The organism is Nonomuraea sp. NPDC048882 (genome assembly GCF_040649755.1).
GTDB lineage: Bacteria > Actinomycetota > Actinomycetes > Streptosporangiales > Streptosporangiaceae > Nonomuraea > Nonomuraea maheshkhaliensis.
Window position 1 is genome coordinate 154,228 of the sequence record NZ_JBEZGB010000018.1, and the last position, 16,117, is coordinate 170,344.

The following is a 16,117-nucleotide window of genomic DNA, read 5'->3' on the forward strand; positions in this document are numbered from 1 at the left end:
GCGCCCCGGGCGCGGCGTCAGCGTTGCAGCCGCACGGGAGCGCTGGACGTGCTGCGCCGGACCAGCCAGGCCTCGGTGATGTGCCGGAACATGGCGTCGGCGGCACCGTCGGGGTCCTGCGCGGCGATGCGCTCGTAGATGCGGCGATGGCCCTGGTTGGACGCCACGCACTGGGCCCGCTCCGTCTTGCCCGTGTAGCGGGCGGTGTTGCCGACCTGGCTCTCCAGCGCGCGTACGACGCCCCGGGCGATGCGGTTGCCGGACGCCTGCATGATCGTGTCGTGGAAGGCGCGGTCGAGGTCGGCGTAGGCGACGTGGTCGTCCAGGATCCCCAGGCTCTCGTCCATGTCGATGGTCGCCGCCAGCACGAGTTCGTCGAGCATGTCCCACATCATGGGCGGGGTCACCATGGTGCCCGCGCCCTGGCGGACCTGGACGAGCCCCTTCTCCTGGAGGATCTTCACGGCCTCGCGGACGACGGTCCTGCTCACCGAGAAGGTCTCGCACAGAACGGGCTCGGGAGGAAGGGGCGTGCCGGACGGGTGCACGCCGCGGACGATGCGCTCCACGAGCTCCGCCGTCACCGCCTTGGCCAGGGTGGCCGGCCGCCGAACCCAGGCGGGCTCCCCCGCCGGCCGGACGGCGCCACGGCGGGCGGCACTCCCGACGTCCGGCCGGAGCACGCCGGACGACGGCTGCTGGGGGTGGCCGGCGCCTGATCCACGGGGCTCGCCGTACGGGAGAGCCCCTAGGTTCAACCCGGGGCGACGGACGTGGACAGGCCGTCCAGGGCGAGCTTGAGCATCGGCGCGGCGGTCCCGCCGAAACCGGCCCGCGCCTGCTCCGCTGCCGCGTGCCGCAGCTCCCCGCCGTCCGGTGATCGGTAGTTGGCGAAGCCGGTGACGTGCAGATCGGGCAGTACGAGCCAGGCGTAGGCCTGATCCGGTTGGCCGGAAGGGTTCTGGATCACGAGCCCGGAGCCGTTGAGCGGCCGGTACGGCCCGGTCAGCGCGGGTGCGGCGAAGCCGTAGAGCCCGGTGGGTGCACGATCGGCCGGGTGGAAGCTGTGCCGCTGGGTGCTGAAGAAGAGGTAGTACCACGACCCGTGCACGACGACGTGCGGCCGTTCCAGCTCGTGGTTGACGCCCTGCGCCACGAGAAGAGGCGGGAGCAGCGACCAGGCGCCGGTCCGGGCGGCGGCCAGGGCGACGGCACCGGTGAAGCGGTCGTCCCAGGCGGTGGACGCGGCGACGAGCAGGTAGTCGCGCCCGTCGGCGGGGTCGCGGAACCAGCCGGGATCGCGAAATGCCCGGATGTTCCCCGCCGACCCCGTCTCCTCGTCGGCGGGCAGGTACATCAGACCGTCGGAGCGGAGGATCTCCCGGTGTTCCTCGTACGGCGCGGGCGCGTCACCGTCGGCGAACCGGCGCAGGCGCGTCTCGACGACGCTCTGCCGGAAGGTGGGGCGTGCTTCGCCGCGTCGCCCGGCGGCCGTGTAGAACACCGACACCGTTCCGTCCGGCCGGCGGACCGCCGATCCCGACCACTCGCGGCTGCCGGGCGAGGCGTCGTCGGCGAAGGCGTTCCCGAGGTCCTTCCATCCGCCGTCGTTCCTGGCGAGCAGGCGGATCCGGGCCTGGTCGTGACGCTCCTCAGGGTGACCGAGGGCCGGAGCCGACAGTGCCATCCACACCTCGTCGCCGCCGATCAGAGCGGTCGAGCCGTCCTCCTCCTGGACCGGCCACAGGTCCCAGAGATCGTGGCCCGGCAGGATCCGCGGCAGGGCCTTGGGGTCGAAGGCGGGCGCCGTGGTCGCGTCGCTCTCCACGAGCAGATCGAGATGCCGGCTGGTCCAGAGCGCCGGTCGGCCACCGCTCACGCTCCGCCCCGCCCGTTCCGTAGGGTCATGCACGACCTCAGCTTTCGCTCGTCGGATGTGATGTGCCTGATGTGCTGTCAGCCCTTCAGCGAGCCCTGAAGCAGGGCCTTGACGAAGTGCCGCTGGAAGATGAGGAAGATCGCGAGCGTGGGGGCCAGGATCAGCAGCGATCCGGCGCACAACAACGGGATGTCGGTCCCCCACTGACCCTGGAAGGCGCCCAGGGCGCCGGACATCGTGCGCTTGGCCGGGTCGTCCACCAGGACGATGGCCAGCAGGAACTGGTTCCAGGTCCACAGGAACAGCAGGATGCCCAGGGACGAGATCGCCGGCATGGCCAGGGGGACGTGGATGCGCCGGAACAGCTGCCACACGTTGGCGCCGTCCATGCGTGCGCTTTCCGACAGCTCCGCGGGCATGTTGACGAAGTGGGCGCGCATCCAGAAGACGCTGAACGGCATGAACAGGCCGATGAGCGGCAGGATGATCGCCCACCGGGTGTTGAGCAGGCCCATGTCGCGGATCTGGTAGTACAGCGGCGTGATGATGCCCTCGAAGGGCAGGGTCAGGCCGAGCACGAACAGCGGGAAGACCACCCGGCCGCCGATCACGCGCAGGTGGCCGATGGCGAAGCCGGCCATCGTGCCCAGCAGGATCGAGATCGGCACGACGCCCAGCACGATGAGGACGCTCGACCACAGCAGCGCGCCCATGTTCGCGGCCTCGAAGGCCCGCAGGAAGTTGCCCCACCGCGGGTCGTCGGGCCAGGCCAGCCCGGCCGGGTAGGTGCCTGAGGGGTGCAGGGCGGTGACGAAGAGGCTGAGGAACGGCAGGAGCGTGACCGCCATCATGACGACGAGCAGCAGCCGGCCGGTCCAGGACTCCCGCCGGGAGGTGATCATCGGTTGCCGTCCTTCGCGAACCACTGGATGGGCAGGGCGCAGGCGATCACGAGCACCATGAGGACCATGGCCAGGGCCGAGGCCGTGCCCACCTCGCGTTCGGAGAAGGCCAGGTAGAAGATCTGCAGGCCGGGCACCATGGTGGTGTTGCCCGGTCCGCCCTGGGTGGCGATGTAGATGATGTCGAAGCTGGCCAGGGCCGCGATGACGGTCACGGTGACGCAGACGGCGATCTCCTGTCGCAGGCTGGGGACCGTGATGGAGACGAACTCCCGCCACGGCCCGGCGCCGTCCAGCCGGGCCGCCTCGTACAGGGCGGGGTCGATCTTGCTCATGCCGGCCAGGAGCAGCAGCGTGCAGAGGCCGAGCAGCACCCACGCGCCGATCATGCCGACCGCCGGCAGGGCGGTGTCGAAGTCGCCCAGCCAGGCCCGGGTCACGCCGCCGAGGCCGACGAGCGTGAGGAGCTGGTTGATCACTCCGGTGGAGGCCAGCAGCCAGCTCCACGCGATGCCGGCGGCCACCAGCGGGATGACCTGTGGCAGGAAGAGCACGGTCCGCGCCACGAGGGCGAGCCGGCTCTGGGCGATCCGCCGGATCGTGGCGGCGATGGCCAGGCCGAGCAGGACCGGGATCGCGCTGAAGAAGACGATCAGTTCGCCGGCGTTGATCAGGGAGTCGAACAGGTCGGGGTCGGTGAACACCTTGCCGTAGTTGGCCGTCCCTACCCAGGTGGAGGGGCCGATGCCGTCCCATTCGTACAGCGAGTACTGGAACGTCAAGGCGACGGGGCGCAGGACGAAGACCGCGTAGAAGGCGAGCGCAGGAACGATGAACAGCCAGCCGGCCAGACCGCGCAGTCTGGTGCCGGCCGGTCGCCGGTGCGCGGACCGGGGCGTCACCTGGCTCAGTTCCCTTCGAGCTGGCGGGCGTAGTCAGCCTGGACCGTCTTCAGCAGCCCCTGCGGCGTCTGCTCGCCGGCCACCAGTTTCTGCAGGTTGGGGGTCCAGCTCTTGGCGTAGATGGCGCCGGTGGCGTTCGCGATGAAGTCCATCGCGCCGTTGTCCTTGGCGATGTCCGCTCCGGCCGCCAGGGTCGCGGCGGTGACCTTGTCCGCGGCCACCTCGGGCATGTACGCGTCGGCCGGTCCCATCGGACGTGATCCGCCGACCTCGACGCCGATGTCACGGGCCCGCCGGTCGGTGGCCACCCAGTTGAGGAAGAAGGCGGCGCAGCCGGCGTTCTTGGCGTTCGCGGCGATGCCGAAGGTGAGCGGCGCCGACATGGCGGCGCGCTTGCCTCCCTGCTGCGCCGGCGGCATCAGGAAGAAGCCGGCGTCGCCCGGCAGCTGCTTGTCGAGGTTGCCCGACTCCCAGTCGCCGTTGAACATGAACAGGCCCTGGCCGTCGATGAAGCGGCTCATCATGGTCGCGTAGTCGACCGCGTTGACATCCTTCGGGAAATAGCCCGCTTTGATCCATTTCTCCAGGTGCTGGGCGGCCTGCAGATTCGACGGCGTGTCGATGGTGGCGCCGGGCTTCTGGAAGATCCAGTCGTTGACGGGCCCCGCCGGGCCGTAGGCGGCCATGAGATTCTGCAGCGGGAACGCCAGCCCGCCGGTGGCGCCGCCGTTGAACTGCATGATGGGCGTGAGGCCCGCCCGCTTGGCCTTGTCGAGGGCCTGGTCAAGCTCGGCCAGAGTGGCGGGCGGTGCCGACATGCCGATCTGGGCGGCGAGCTTCTTGTTGTAGAACAGGCCGGTCATGCTCATGTTGAGGCCCAGAGCGTAGAGGGAGCCCTCGCCGCGCGGGCGACCGCCGGGGCCCAGGCGGAGTTGTTCGAGCTGCGAGGCCGGCCATTTGTCCCAGCCGAAGGACTGCGCGTAGCCGTCGAGGTTCTTCAGCAGGTTGTCCTTGACGAGTTCGGAGACCTGGGGAAGGCGCATCAGGTCGGGCGGGTTGTCCGCCAGCACGCGGGGGGCGTTCTGGGTGATCACCGCGAACTGGTCCTCGCGGATGTCCCAGGTCACGTTCGGGTGCTGCTTGGAGAACTCGGTGGTCAGCGCCTTGGGCAGCGGGAAGCCGGTCTCGAAGTAGCCGCTCATCGTCACCGGCGCCGTACCGCAGGTGGGAGCGGCCGACTGCGCGGAGGTGCCGGTGGCGGTGGGTTGCGCGACGTCGCCGCCGGGAGCGGCGCAAGCGGCGGCCAGCGTCCCCATGGCGATCACCAGTGCGGCTCCGGCCTTGCCGGGGCGAACGCGACGAGCCATGTGCATCTCCTCTGCTGCAGGGGACGCTCGCACCCGGCTGATGTGCTGCGTCCGTTGCTAAATCGTGTTAGCGCCCGATAGTCTCACGGCGCACGTCGTACGATGTCAACCCCCTGCAACTCACCGTTCGACGATCGGAGGTCCCGGGTGAGCCCTCGCCGGGTCACGCTGGCCGATGTGGCCAAAGCCGCGGGCGTCTCCCGCCCGACCGCCTCGCTCGTGCTGTCGGGCCGCGGTCGCGAGCTGCGGATCTCTCAGGACGTCGAGCAGCGGGTGCTGAGAACCGCCGAGGAGCTGCAGTACCGGCCGAACATCGTCTCCAGGGGCCTGCGTACGGGCACCACCCGGACCATCGGCTTCGTCTCCGACACGGTCGCGACCTCGCGGCTGGCCGGCGACATGATCAAGGGGGCGCTGGAGGCCGCCCGTGAGCGGGGCTTCATGCTCTTCATCGGTGAGACGGAAGGAGACGCCGAGCTCGAACGGCTCCTGCTGCAGGCCATGCACGACCGCCAGGTGGACGGGCTCATCCTGGCCTCGATGTTCACCAGGACCATCAAGGTGCCCCCGTCCATCACGGCCTCCCCCGCCGTCCTGCTCAACGCCCTGCCCTCGCAGCCCACTCGCCTGCCCTCCGTCCTGCCCGACGAGGTGGAGGCCGGCCGCCGCGCGGCCCGGGTCCTGCTCGACGCCGGCCACCGCGATGACATCTACCTGATCGGCGCGGGCCCCGCCCTGCGCGATGTGCCTCCGGAGAGCGTCGCGGCGGTGGAACGGCTCATCGGCATCAGGGAGGCGTTCGCCGAGGCGGGCGTCGAGGTGGCGGGCGCTCGCCCGTGCCCCGACTGGCAGCAGGACCTCGGCCTGGCCGCGACGCGGGACCTCCTTGAGTCGGCGCGCCCGCGGGCGCTGATCTGCTTCAACGACCGGATCGCCATGGGCGCCTACCAGGCACTCGACGACGCCGGGCTCGACGTTCCCGGCGACGTGTCCGTGGTCTCCTTCGACGACCATCCCATCGCCTCGTGGATCCGGCCCAAGCTGACGACGGTGGCTCTGCCGCACTACGAGCTCGGCCGCAAGGCCGTCGACGTGCTCTTCACCGAGATCGGCCGCGACCATGCGACCGCTGACCGACGGGGTGAGGTGCACCGGGTGCCGATGCCGGTGCGCGACCGCGAGTCCATCGCGCCGCCGTCCGCGTGATTCACCTGGCCTACCACTGGAAGGCCCAGTCCTGGTTCGCGAGATTACCGGCCTCGGTGTCGGGAACGCAGTCCCACACTTGCAGGAGGGCGCCGGGCCCGGGCACCCGGCCACTGGTGAAGGCCGGATTATCGGCATCGAGGCACTTGCCGCTGTGGATCCCCATCAGAATTTTGGCGTTGGGGTCGCCATCCTCAAATATCTGCGGCATCCAGCGCTGATTGGTGTTTCCGGTGCACTGCCAGAGAATCACCTTGGCGCCATTATTCGTGCCGAAACCGGCGACGTCCAGGCAGTAATCTCCGAACCACCTGATCTCGTACCCTTGCCCGCCCACGAGGTGAAAGGAGAAAATGGCGCGTTGACCGGGTCGTCCGAGGACGATCGGTGTGCCGTTGGGGCAGGTGGCATCGTCGGGGATGTAGCAGCTCGGGCGTATGGAGAAGTCCGCCATCAGGCCTGAATACCTGTTGGTGATGTAAGTGGAAGGGCCGTGGCGAAGCGTGTTCGCGAGAGCCGGCGACACGTCGGCGAACAGCAGAAGTGTCGCGCTGAGCAGCTTGAGGACGAGTGCACATTTTCTTCTCGACATCGCTTCCCCCTTGACGGGTTCTCACGAGGCAGAACATATGTACGCGCTGGACACCTACGGTTGCAGCCTATCGACAACCCTCCTAACGCAGGTCAACAACCCGACCAAATTCCATCAAGTTGATTAGCCTGTTTCCGGGCGGGGTGAGAAGACCGGCGCACGACACTTGACGCTCGCCGCGGCCAGTTGATCTCTATGCTCCTTGCATGGACACGGCAGAAACCGCCCCCGGCACCTGGCGACCCGGGCGAGCGGCGGCGATCGTGCCGACCGTCGTCGCGGCCCTGGCGACCCTCTGGGCGACGAGTGTTCCAGGTTGGGACCTGCTGTGGCTGGGTTTGATCGCCAATGTCTGGTTCTGCATCGGTCTCGTCTGGCTGGTCACGCTGGTCCGCATGCTGCTCAGGCGTCAATCTTCAGCGTGGTTTCGTGGCGAATGGCCGGTATGGTCAGTGCCGCCCCTGATCGTGGTACTGGTTTGCGGCCTGATCTACGTGAATGCACCCCTGGAGGCACGCTTCGCCCTGTCCCGCCCTGCCCTCGACGATCGCGCCCGAGCCGTCTCACACGGTACGCCGCTGCCCGTGGACACCTGGGTCGGGCTGTTCCCGGTCGAATGGGCTGAGAGGATCCCCGGCGGAGCACGTTTCGCCATCGACGGCGCCGGATTTCTCAGTACCACCGGCTTCGCCTGGAGCCCCGAAGGCGAGCCGCCTGAGTCCGAGGGCGAGAACCTCTACCAGCACTGGCACGGCCCCTGGTACCTCTGGAGTCGAGGCGCTTGAGAAGGACCTGGTCAATGGTGATGTTGATGCCTGGTATGCCGCTCGTGGCGGCGGCTTGCCACGCTTCGTCAGCTCGCACACTGGCGTAAGGCCAGTTCCGGCCGTGGCGCGGTGCTGGTGCCGGAGATCTCGCCGGTGCGTCCGGTGCTGTATTCCTTTCGGGATCTGGTGGCGTTGCGCACGTGCGTGAAGCTGCGCAACGACGCGTCCTTGCAGAAGATTCGCCGGGCGTTGGACCCGCTGCGCGACGACCTGCGGGAGCGCGAGCACCTGTCGGCCTACCAGTTGGTGACCGACGGTTCGACGATCTACCTGGTCGAACAAGGTCAGGCCACCGATCCGGTGCATCGTAAGAACCATCTCGTCATCCATGACATGGTCGAGGTGTTGCGGCCGTTCTACCGCGATGGACGGCACATTCCGGACCTGCTGCATCCCCGCGAGCACGTCACAGTCGACCCGGCTGTCCGCGGTGGGATGCCTGTGATCGAAGGGACCCGCGTGCCGTACGACGAGATCGCGGCGCTGCTGCGGGATGGCGTTCCGGCTGAGCGGATCTCCGACTACTACCCAAGCGTGTCGGCCACTGCGGCGTTGGACGCTGCCGACTTCGCGGACTATGTCGACAGTTACGAGCCTCAAAGGGAGCAGCGTGAGGCTGCTGGATGAGAACGTCCCCCGCCCGCTGCACCAAGTCCTGACGACCTTCGTCCTGAACCACGACATCGTCCATCTGCTGGATCTTCCCGGCTGGTCGGGTACGCGCGATGAGACCCTGATGACCCGCGCGGATGTCATGCGCGCGGGTCACGTACGCTACGGCCGCCTGTGTGGATGGATTGCCGGTAGGCGGGCGGGATGGGCGTCGGGCTGGACTGGTGGGAGTTAGGGTGCCGGTACGGTGACGCGCATGGCGAGCATGCGGGCCTCGCGGGCCGCTGCGCGGGCCTGTTCGTGGAAGTCGGGGGCCGCGCAGGCGAACAGGGTCGTGCCCTCCTCGCCGCCGAGGGCGCAGGCGTACACCGGGGAGCCCGGGCTGAGCTCGTCGGTGATCGTGCCGCCCTCGACCACCCGGACGAGCCGGCTGCCGATGGCGTCCGCGATCCACAGGGCGTCCTCCGAGTCGAGGCAGGCCCCGTCGCCGGCGACCTGCAGCTGCCCCAGTGCCTCGGCCACGCCGCGGTCGGCGGGTAGCGGGCCGAACTCCGCCCACGTCCGGCGGTTGACGAGCTCGCCGTCGCCGGTGAGGTCGAACGCGGTGACGCGGTTGCCGAACGTCTCCACGACCACGAGCACACCCCCGGGCGTGATGGCGCTGCCGTTGGGGAACCAGAGGTCGTCGGCCACCTCCGTGACGTGGCCGTCGGGGTCCACCCGGTGCAGCGAGGTCGGCTCCAGCGGGGCGCCGCCCATCAGGTCGAAGCCGAAGTTGCCCACGTAGGCGCGGCCCTGGTCGTCCACGACCATGTCGTTGAGGTGGCCGGCGGCGTGCTTGCCGAGGTCGGCGTGGACCGAGAGGGTCCCGTCCGGTTCGCGGCGGAGGATCTTGCGGTCGCGCATGGAGACGATCAGCAGGCGTCCGTCGGGAAGCCAGCCCAGGCCGGACGGCTGCTCGGGGACGTGGGCCTCCTCGCGCACGTCCGACCCGTCCTCGCGCATGGAGCGCACCCGATGGGTGTAGAAGTCGGAGAACCAGAGCCGCCCGTCGCGCCAGCGCGGCGCCTCCAGGAAGCTGAAGCCCTCGGCCACGGTGGTGGTCTGCGTCATGGTCGTCCTCCTTGCGAACGTGGTTCTGACGTTGTACGGCGGGCGCGCAGGCGTTCGACGGCCTGCCGCAGGCCGGGGCTCTCGACGGCGACGATCACGGCGAGCAGCGCCGCGTACAGGAGCTGGGTGGAGAAGTCGGGCAGGGCGGTGACCGCGACGATCTGCGCGAGCAGCGCCACCGACAGGGTCCCGGCCAGCAGTCCCAGCGGGGCGCCGCGGCCGCCGGCCAGCGAGACGCCGCCGAGCAGCGCGGCCACGACGGCGAGGATCAGCGGCTGCAGCCCGGGGTCCGGGTTGGCCGAGGCGTAGCTGTAGCCGAGCAGGGCGCCGCCGAGCGCCGCCAGCGTTCCCGACAGCGTGAAGATGCCGACGATCCGCCGGTCCACGCCGACGCCGGCGACGCGACTGGCCCGGCGGTCGCCGCCGATGGCGCGCAGCTCGCGTCCCAGCCTGGTCAGGCCCAGCACGGCCGCGGCGGCGAGAAACGCCGCCAGCGTCAGCAGGCTCCGCGGCGACAGGACGCCGGCGATCGGCTGGTCCACCCACAGGGTCGCGTCGGCGTTGGCGTAGGTCTTGCTCAGGCCGCCGGACATCGTGTACGTCAGCCCCAGCAGCGCGATGTACGTCGCGAGCGTGACGGGCAGCGACGGGATGCGTAACCGGGCGATCAGCCCGCCCTGCAGCGCGCCGACGGCGGCACCGGCGGCCACCGCGGTCAGCACGCCCATGACCGGGGAGTGCGCGCCGGTCTGGACGGCCAGCATGCCGCCGAGCGCGTACGTCCCGGCGACCGACAGGTCGAACTCGCCGGCGATCATCGTGATGCCGATCGCCAGGGCCAGCAGGCCGAGCTGGGCGAAGCCCTGCAGCGCGTTGTAGACGTCGAACGGTTCGAGTGGCCGGCCGCTCAGCAGTGGGGAGCAGGCGAACGCGGCCAGTACGAGGAGGAGGGAGAGGGTGGGCATGGCGTGTTCCGGTCGCCGCCGGGCCCACCCCTTTTGGCCATCCAGGCGGCCCGTCCGGCTGCTCTGCCGCCGGCCCTCCGTGTGGCCCGTTCGGCGGGTCATCGCCGGCCCCTGCCGGAGCGTACGTGCACGACGAGGACGACCGTGAGCACGAGGAGTCCCTTCACCAGGATCTGCACGCCTGTCGAATAGCCCCGCAGCAGCAGTATGTCGGAGATGACGGAGATGAGCACCGCTCCGCCCAGCGTCCGCACGGCCGAGCCGTGGCCGCCGGAGATCGCGGTGCCGCCCACCAGGACCGCCGCGATGGCGTCGAGGGTGAGGGTGCCGCCGAGCGTCACGGTGGCGGAGGTGGTGAACGAGGCGAGGAAGATCCCGGTCAGGGCGACGCACGCGCCGGCGACGGCCCACGCGATCACGGTCACCCGGCCGACGGGCAGGCCGGCCGCGCGGGCCGCGGCCCGGTTCTCGCCGACCAGGTACATCTGCCGGCCGGCCGTCGTACGGCGCAGCGTCCATTCGACGATCACCGTGACCGCGAGCAGGACGTACACGGCCAGCGGCAGCCCCAGCGGCGTGGAGTTGAGCACCTCGAACCCCCGCGCCGCGGGGTAGACCGTGGTGCCGCCGCTGAACCAGGTGGCCGCGCCGCCGATCGCGAACCCACCGGCGATGGTGAGCACGATCGGGTCGGCCTTCCAGTAACCGATGACCGCGCCCTGGACGGCGTTGAGCGCGACGCCGGCCGCGAGCGCGATCAGCAGGGCGGCTCCCAGGCCGAGGTGCTGCGTGCCGAGGAAGAACATGGCCACGACGGTCGCGATCTGGGAGGTGGCCAGCGACACGCCGGACCCGGCGATCATCACCATGGTCGCGCCGACCGAGGTGATGCCCACGAAGGCGGCCGAGGCGAGGATCGCGCGCGCGTTGTCGAGGGTGAGGAACCGGGGCGTCGTCAGGGCCGGGACGAGCAACAGCGCCAGGAGGATCAGGAGGAGTACGGCCAGGCCGGACGGGACGACGCGCGGCGACGGCCACCTGCGCGGCGAGCCGCCCTCCGTGGCGGCCCCGGCCTCCGGCGGCGAGGGATCCGGCGGCGAGGGATCCGGCGTGATGCGCACCGCGCCGCTCCCGGGGTCGTCTGCCGTCATGCCCCCTCCGCCCCATGCGTCATGTCCCGCATCAGCACCGCCCCGTCCACGTCCCCCTCGTACCGCCCCACCACCCGCCCGTCCCGCATCGTGACGATCACATCGCCCAGTTCGAGCAGCTCCTCCAGCTCAGTGGAGGCGAAAAACACGACAAGTCCGGAATCGGCGGCCTGGCGCAGCAGCCGGTGGATCGCCGCGCGCCCCCCGACGTCCACCCCCCGAGTCGGCTCGTCCAGCAGCAGAGCGAGGACGTCCGCGTTCTCCAGGCACCGGCCGACGAACGCCTTCTGCTGGTTCCCGCCGCTCAGCGTCACCACCGGATCGTCGAGCCGCTCCTGCGGCAGCCCCGACCGTTCGGCGAGCGACCGGGCGGCGCGCCGCTCGTGACCAGGCCGCAGGACGCCGGCGCGTCCCAGCGCCGGCAGGCGGGTCGCGACGAGGTTCCACGCGGTCGGCTTGCCGAGGAACAGCCCCTCGGACTTGCGGTCGTTGGAGACGAACGCGACCCCGCCGCGCGCGGCCCGCACCGGGTCGCGGATCGCGACCGGCCGTCCGCGCAACGAGACGGTTCCCGTGGCCGAGGGGTGCAGGCCGGCCAAGGCGCGCAGGACGTCGGACGCGCCGCTGCCGAGCTGCCCGGCCAGCGCGTGGACGCGGCCGGCCCGGGCGGTGAGGGTGAAGCCGTCGAGCCGTCCCGGCACGCGCAGGTTCTCGATCCGCAGCGCGTGCGCCGGGTCGGGGGCCTGCTCGCGCGCGGCGGACGGCCGGTGGCGCGTCTCGCCGAGCATCCGGGTGATCAGCTCGTCCACGGTCAGCCCGGCGGCGGGGCTGGTGGCGACGTCGTGACCGTCACGCAGTACGGTCACGACGTCGCACAGATCGAGGACCTCGGCCAGCCGGTGGGAGACGAAGACGACCGAGCAGCCCGTGGCCGCGACCCGCCGGATCGCGGCGAACACGTGCCGGCTCTCGGCGTCGCTGAGGGTCGCGGTGGGCTCGTCGAGGATCACCAGCCGGGCGTTCTGGCCGAGCGCCTTGGCGATCTCGACCAGTTGCCGTTCGCCGATGCCGAGCGCCGACAGCGGCTGGTCCGGGGCGATGCGCTCCAGTCCCATGTCGTCCAGGATCCGCCGGCACCGGGCCGCAGCCGCGCGCCGCCGGTTGACGAACGGCGCGCCGAGGTCGCCGAGCAGCATGTTGTCGAGCACGGTCAGGGCCGGTACGACGCTCAGCTCCTGGTCCACGAGCGCCACGCCCGCGCGCTGGGCGGCCCGGCGGCCGCGCAGCTCCACCGTCTCGCCGCCGATCACGATGCGCCCGCGGTCGGGCGCGAGCTGCCCGGACAACATCTTCACCACCGTGCTCTTGCCCGCGCCGTTGTGTCCGCACAGGCCGTGGATCTCGCCGACGCCCACGGTGAAGGAGACGTCCCGCACCGCGGGGACGCCGTTGAACGCGTACGCCAGCCCCTCCACGCGGAGCAACGGACCGCTCCCCTCCTGCCGGCTCCCCTCCTGCCGGCTCCCCTCCTGCCGGCTCCCCTCCGGCCGGCTCCCCTCCGGCCGGCTCATGCGTGGCTGCACTGCTCGGCGAACTCGCCGACATTCGCGGCGGTGACCCGTTCCTCCTGGACGGTCTCGCTGCGCGGCGGGTTCTTGCCGGTCAGATATCGTACGACGTAGTCGGCGGTCTGCTCGGCGATGGTGCCCGGGTCCTCGGTGGCCGTGCCGTACAGCTCGCCCGCCTTGATCGAGTCGATGCCGGCCTTGAAGCAGTTGCTGCTGGTGACGATCAGGCCGTCCTTGCCGCCGATCGGGAAGCCCGCCTGCTTGGCCGCCTGGATGATCGGCAGGGCCATGTAGTCGGCCATGCCGTACGCGGCCTGCACCCCGTCCTTGCCGTGTTTGGCCAGGAGCTGCTGGGCGATGGTGCCGGACAGCTGCGGGTCCCAGTTGGCGTCCTGCTCGTCGACGACCTTGTACTGCGGCGCGGTCGCCAGGACCTTTCTGAAGCCCTTCATCCGGTGCTGGGTGACGAGCATGGACTTCGTGCCGGTCAGGACGATGATGTTGCCGGAGTCGCGGCCCTGGGCCTTGAGCCCTTCAATGATGTTCTGGGCGGCGTACTCGCCGAGCTTCTCGTTGTCCGAGAGCACCGACATCACCGCGTCGGCCACCGTCGGGTCGGGCGGGCCGTCGAAGACGAGCACCGGGACGCCGGCGGCCCCGGCCTTCTTGATCGGCACCGCCATCGCCGTGGTGTCGAGGATCGAGACCACGATGAGGTCCGGCTTCTGCGCCACGGCCTGGTTGAACTTCTGGACCTGGGTGCCCGGGTCCATGGTGGTCAGGTCACCGATCTTCACTCCGGTGGGCGCCAGCCGTTCGGTGAAGACCTTGTTGAAGTAGGCGCCCCACGGGTTGCCGTTCCCGTAGCCGACCAGGGCGACCGTCCTGCCGGACAGCGACGTCGCGAAGGTGCCGCCGGACGACGACGGCGGCGCGGCGGCCTGGCCGCCGCAGGCCGAGATCAGCAGGGTGAGTCCGAGCGTGACGGCGGCGAGGGATCCGGTGCGGAACATGGCTCTCCTTCGACCCTTCGACGTGTTGGGGGGTGCCGGCTCGACGCGGGGGTCACAGGAGCCGGGCGAAGTCGGCCATCTCCTGATCGGGGTCCAGCACGGGCTGCAGGAGCAGCTCGTCGATGCCGGCGGCTTCCAGGGTGGCGACGCGTTTGACCAGGTCGTCCGGGGTGCCGACGAGGCCGAGCTTGTCGACCAGGGAGGGGACGATCAGGTCGCGGTCCTGGGGGTAGATGCGGCCGAGGTAGTTCTCGTACAGCACGAAGTGGCGGTCGTCGGCGGTGGCGGTGGTGCCGCGCCGGTCGAGCAGCCGCCGCACCGCATCCGCCTCGTCGGGTTCGAGCCCGTCCAGGAAGGAGGGGTTGTCGGCGGCGAAGGTGAGCAGCGCCATGGCGACGTGGCCCATGGAGTCGCGGGCGAGGTCGCCGTGCGGGTTCTCGCCGTCGGCGAGGATGTGCATCGAGGTCATCACGTACGAGGTCGTCGGCGTGCGTACGCCGGCCTCGGCGGCCCCTTCCTCGTGCGCCTCGCTGAACGCCCGCCAGGCCGCCGGGTCGAGCAGGCCGAAGGAGATCGTGCCCGCGCCCCGGCGGCCGGCGATGCGCGCGGCCTTGAGCCCGAAGGCGGCCACGACGAACTCGATCGGGTCCTGGGTGTTGACGTAGTCGCCGACGTGCAGGAAGCGCACGTCGCGGGTGCGTTCGCCCTCGCTGTACTCGGTGGGGCGGCCCGCGGTGAGGTCCTGGAGCTGGCGGGTGAAGCGTTCCAGGGTGGCCATGGTGGTGGGCTTCATGCCCAGGGTGCGCCGGGCGGTGTTGCCGGTGCCGACGCCGCAGATGACGCGTCCTGGCGCGAGGGCGTTGAGGCTGGCCAGGGCCGCCGCGCAGGCGGGGGCCGAGCGCAGGGCGGGCGAGGTGACGCCGATCCCGAGCCGGATGCGGCTGGTGGCCTTGGCGCAGAGGGCCAGACCGACGAAGGGATCCCCGTTGACCATGGGCGTGTCGTAGACCCAGAAGCTGTCGTACCCAAGTTCCTCGGCCTTGGCCGCCAGGTCTTCCACCCCTGGCTTGGCCGTGACCACGATGCCCTTGCGCATGCCGCATCTCCTCGATTGCGAGCCAGGACTTACTTACTGAGCGCATAGTTACTGCGAGCGCGAGGGGTGTCAAGATGTGTACGCACGACGGGACGGTAATGTCAGCGCGTCGAGATCGGCACAGGGGAGGATCGGGGATGGTCGCGAAGCGTCGCGGTCCGCGGCGGGGTGGCAATCCCCCGCTCGTCTGGCTGGACGAACCGTCCAGTGATCTCTGGGACGAAGACCTCTCCGACGTGACCAAGGCCCTGCTGGGCTCCGCGGTCCTCTGCTTCGCCGAGAAGGGGTTCCAGGCGACGACGACCCGCGACATCACGAGCAAGGTCGGGCTGACCCCCGGCGCCCTTTACGTGCACTTCTCCACCAAGGAGGAGGTGCTGTTCGAGATCGTGCGCAGCGGTCACCGCCGGGCTCTGGAGGCGCTGCGGGCGACGCTGCCCGGCGACGACGACCCGGAGACCCACCTGCGGCAGGTGGTCGCGGTGTTCGTGGAGTGGCACGCCAAGCACCACACGACGGCGCGGGTCTGCCAGTACGAGCTGACGCCCCTGTCGGCCGAGCACTATGCGGAGATCCTCGACCTGCGGGCGCAGTTCAACACCATCTTCAGGGACGCGGTCGGCCGCATCATCGACGGCGCGACGGCCGACCCTGACGACGTCAGCCGCCTGGCCCGCTCGATCCTGTCGCTCGGGGTCGACCTGGTCCGCTGGTACCGGCTGGGCGGCTCGGACACCCCGGCCTCGCTTGGCGCGTTCTACGCCGACCTGGCCGTTCACATGACCGCCGCCGTCCGCGGCCGTCGCCCCACGAGCGCGTAGCGCCCGCTTCGTGCTTGACAAGCGCCGCTCTCGTTACTAACTATGCGCTCAGTAAGCGATGAGGTCCCGCCCGGCTCCAGAAAGGCTGCCGAACGAGATGCAC

16 protein-coding genes are annotated in these 16,117 nt (G+C 70.3%); 4 read left to right on the forward strand and 12 right to left on the reverse strand.

Annotated features, from left to right (window positions below):
* Positions 1–17: 17 nt before the first annotated feature.
* From AB0C27_RS45085 to AB0C27_RS45105, 5 genes are all read right to left on the reverse strand, one after another.
* On the reverse strand, positions 18–683 hold the full coding sequence (locus tag AB0C27_RS45085) for a GntR family transcriptional regulator (protein WP_357858522.1): 666 nt from the start codon (positions 681–683) through the stop codon (positions 18–20).
* A gap of 71 nt (positions 684–754) precedes the next feature.
* The gene (locus AB0C27_RS45090) at positions 755–1,879 is read right to left on the reverse strand and encodes a glycoside hydrolase family 68 protein (RefSeq protein ID WP_357858525.1); all 1,125 of its coding nucleotides are present in this window, start codon (positions 1,877–1,879) and stop codon (positions 755–757) included.
* Positions 1,880–1,956: 77 nt separating this feature from the next.
* The gene (locus tag AB0C27_RS45095) at positions 1,957–2,781 is read right to left on the reverse strand and encodes a carbohydrate ABC transporter permease (RefSeq protein WP_357858528.1); all 825 of its coding nucleotides are present in this window, start codon (positions 2,779–2,781) and stop codon (positions 1,957–1,959) included.
* The gene (locus AB0C27_RS45100; RefSeq protein WP_357858531.1) at positions 2,778–3,683 is read right to left on the reverse strand and encodes a sugar ABC transporter permease; all 906 of its coding nucleotides are present in this window, start codon (positions 3,681–3,683) and stop codon (positions 2,778–2,780) included. Before AB0C27_RS45100 ends, AB0C27_RS45095 begins: the two co-directional genes overlap by 4 nt.
* Positions 3,684–3,688: 5 nt before the next feature.
* Complete coding sequence (locus AB0C27_RS45105) at positions 3,689–5,050, reverse strand: hypothetical protein (protein WP_357858534.1); 1,362 nt, start codon at positions 5,048–5,050, stop codon at positions 3,689–3,691.
* Positions 5,051–5,197: 147 nt separating this feature from the next.
* On the opposite strand from AB0C27_RS45105, the gene AB0C27_RS45110 reads away from it, so the two are divergent.
* Positions 5,198–6,256, forward strand: a complete 1,059-nt coding sequence (locus tag AB0C27_RS45110) for a LacI family DNA-binding transcriptional regulator (RefSeq protein WP_357858538.1) — start codon at positions 5,198–5,200, stop codon at positions 6,254–6,256.
* A gap of 10 nt (positions 6,257–6,266) precedes the next feature.
* Here AB0C27_RS45110 and AB0C27_RS45115 read toward each other — a convergent pair whose 3' ends face one another.
* The gene (locus AB0C27_RS45115) at positions 6,267–6,848 is read right to left on the reverse strand and encodes an RICIN domain-containing protein (RefSeq protein WP_357858541.1); all 582 of its coding nucleotides are present in this window, start codon (positions 6,846–6,848) and stop codon (positions 6,267–6,269) included.
* Positions 6,849–7,054: 206 nt separating this feature from the next.
* On the opposite strand from AB0C27_RS45115, the gene AB0C27_RS45120 reads away from it, so the two are divergent.
* Together AB0C27_RS45120 and AB0C27_RS45125 are read left to right on the forward strand one after the other, a co-directional pair.
* Positions 7,055–7,633: a hypothetical protein gene (locus tag AB0C27_RS45120; protein ID WP_357858544.1), complete on the forward strand. Its 579-nt coding sequence runs from the start codon at positions 7,055–7,057 to the stop codon at positions 7,631–7,633.
* Between the two features lie 111 nt (positions 7,634–7,744).
* Positions 7,745–8,302, forward strand: coding sequence for a DUF433 domain-containing protein (locus AB0C27_RS45125; protein WP_357858548.1), 558 nt, complete (start codon positions 7,745–7,747; stop codon positions 8,300–8,302).
* 216 nt (positions 8,303–8,518) lie between these two features.
* On the opposite strand, the gene AB0C27_RS45130 is transcribed toward AB0C27_RS45125, so the two are convergent.
* The 6 genes from AB0C27_RS45130 to AB0C27_RS45155 all read right to left on the reverse strand — a co-directional run bounded on the left by AB0C27_RS45130 (position 8,519) and on the right by AB0C27_RS45155 (position 15,193).
* On the reverse strand, positions 8,519–9,400 hold the full coding sequence (locus AB0C27_RS45130; protein WP_357858550.1) for an SMP-30/gluconolactonase/LRE family protein: 882 nt from the start codon (positions 9,398–9,400) through the stop codon (positions 8,519–8,521).
* On the reverse strand, positions 9,397–10,365 hold the full coding sequence (locus AB0C27_RS45135; protein WP_357858553.1) for an ABC transporter permease: 969 nt from the start codon (positions 10,363–10,365) through the stop codon (positions 9,397–9,399). Before AB0C27_RS45135 ends, AB0C27_RS45130 begins: the two co-directional genes overlap by 4 nt.
* Positions 10,366–10,463: 98 nt before the next feature.
* Positions 10,464–11,516: an ABC transporter permease gene (locus AB0C27_RS45140; protein WP_357858556.1), complete on the reverse strand. Its 1,053-nt coding sequence runs from the start codon at positions 11,514–11,516 to the stop codon at positions 10,464–10,466.
* On the reverse strand, positions 11,513–12,991 hold the full coding sequence (locus AB0C27_RS45145; RefSeq protein ID WP_357858619.1) for a sugar ABC transporter ATP-binding protein: 1,479 nt from the start codon (positions 12,989–12,991) through the stop codon (positions 11,513–11,515). The genes AB0C27_RS45140 and AB0C27_RS45145 overlap by 4 nt, the downstream gene beginning before the upstream one ends.
* Positions 12,992–13,083: 92 nt before the next feature.
* On the reverse strand, positions 13,084–14,097 hold the full coding sequence (locus tag AB0C27_RS45150) for a sugar ABC transporter substrate-binding protein (RefSeq protein ID WP_357858559.1): 1,014 nt from the start codon (positions 14,095–14,097) through the stop codon (positions 13,084–13,086).
* A 52-nt stretch (positions 14,098–14,149) separates the two neighbouring features.
* Complete coding sequence (locus AB0C27_RS45155) at positions 14,150–15,193, reverse strand: LLM class flavin-dependent oxidoreductase (RefSeq protein WP_357858562.1); 1,044 nt, start codon at positions 15,191–15,193, stop codon at positions 14,150–14,152.
* A 137-nt stretch (positions 15,194–15,330) separates the two neighbouring features.
* On the opposite strand from AB0C27_RS45155, the gene AB0C27_RS45160 reads away from it, so the two are divergent.
* Positions 15,331–16,014 (forward strand): TetR/AcrR family transcriptional regulator, encoded by a 684-nt coding sequence (locus AB0C27_RS45160; protein ID WP_357858565.1) that lies wholly within the window; start codon positions 15,331–15,333, stop codon positions 16,012–16,014.
* Positions 16,015–16,117 lie beyond the last annotated feature (103 nt).

What these genes read in the sequence shown, in the direction of transcription:
- AB0C27_RS45095 (WP_357858528.1), bottom strand. Translation starts at nt 2,781, where the DNA reads ATGATCACCTCCCGGCGGGAGTCCTGGACCGGCCGGCTGCTGCTCGTC.
- AB0C27_RS45105 (WP_357858534.1), bottom strand. Translation starts at nt 5,050, where the DNA reads ATGGCTCGTCGCGTTCGCCCCGGCAAGGCCGGAGCCGCACTGGTGATC.
- AB0C27_RS45115 (WP_357858541.1), bottom strand. Translation starts at nt 6,848, where the DNA reads ATGTCGAGAAGAAAATGTGCACTCGTCCTCAAGCTGCTCAGCGCGACA.
- AB0C27_RS45120 (WP_357858544.1), top strand. Translation starts at nt 7,055, where the DNA reads ATGGACACGGCAGAAACCGCCCCCGGCACCTGGCGACCCGGGCGAGCG.
- AB0C27_RS45130 (WP_357858550.1), bottom strand. Translation starts at nt 9,400, where the DNA reads ATGACGCAGACCACCACCGTGGCCGAGGGCTTCAGCTTCCTGGAGGCG.
- AB0C27_RS45135 (WP_357858553.1), bottom strand. Translation starts at nt 10,365, where the DNA reads ATGCCCACCCTCTCCCTCCTCCTCGTACTGGCCGCGTTCGCCTGCTCC.
- AB0C27_RS45140 (WP_357858556.1), bottom strand. Translation starts at nt 11,516, where the DNA reads ATGACGGCAGACGACCCCGGGAGCGGCGCGGTGCGCATCACGCCGGAT.
- AB0C27_RS45150 (WP_357858559.1), bottom strand. Translation starts at nt 14,097, where the DNA reads ATGTTCCGCACCGGATCCCTCGCCGCCGTCACGCTCGGACTCACCCTG.
- AB0C27_RS45155 (WP_357858562.1), bottom strand. Translation starts at nt 15,193, where the DNA reads ATGCGCAAGGGCATCGTGGTCACGGCCAAGCCAGGGGTGGAAGACCTG.
- AB0C27_RS45160 (WP_357858565.1), top strand. Translation starts at nt 15,331, where the DNA reads ATGGTCGCGAAGCGTCGCGGTCCGCGGCGGGGTGGCAATCCCCCGCTC.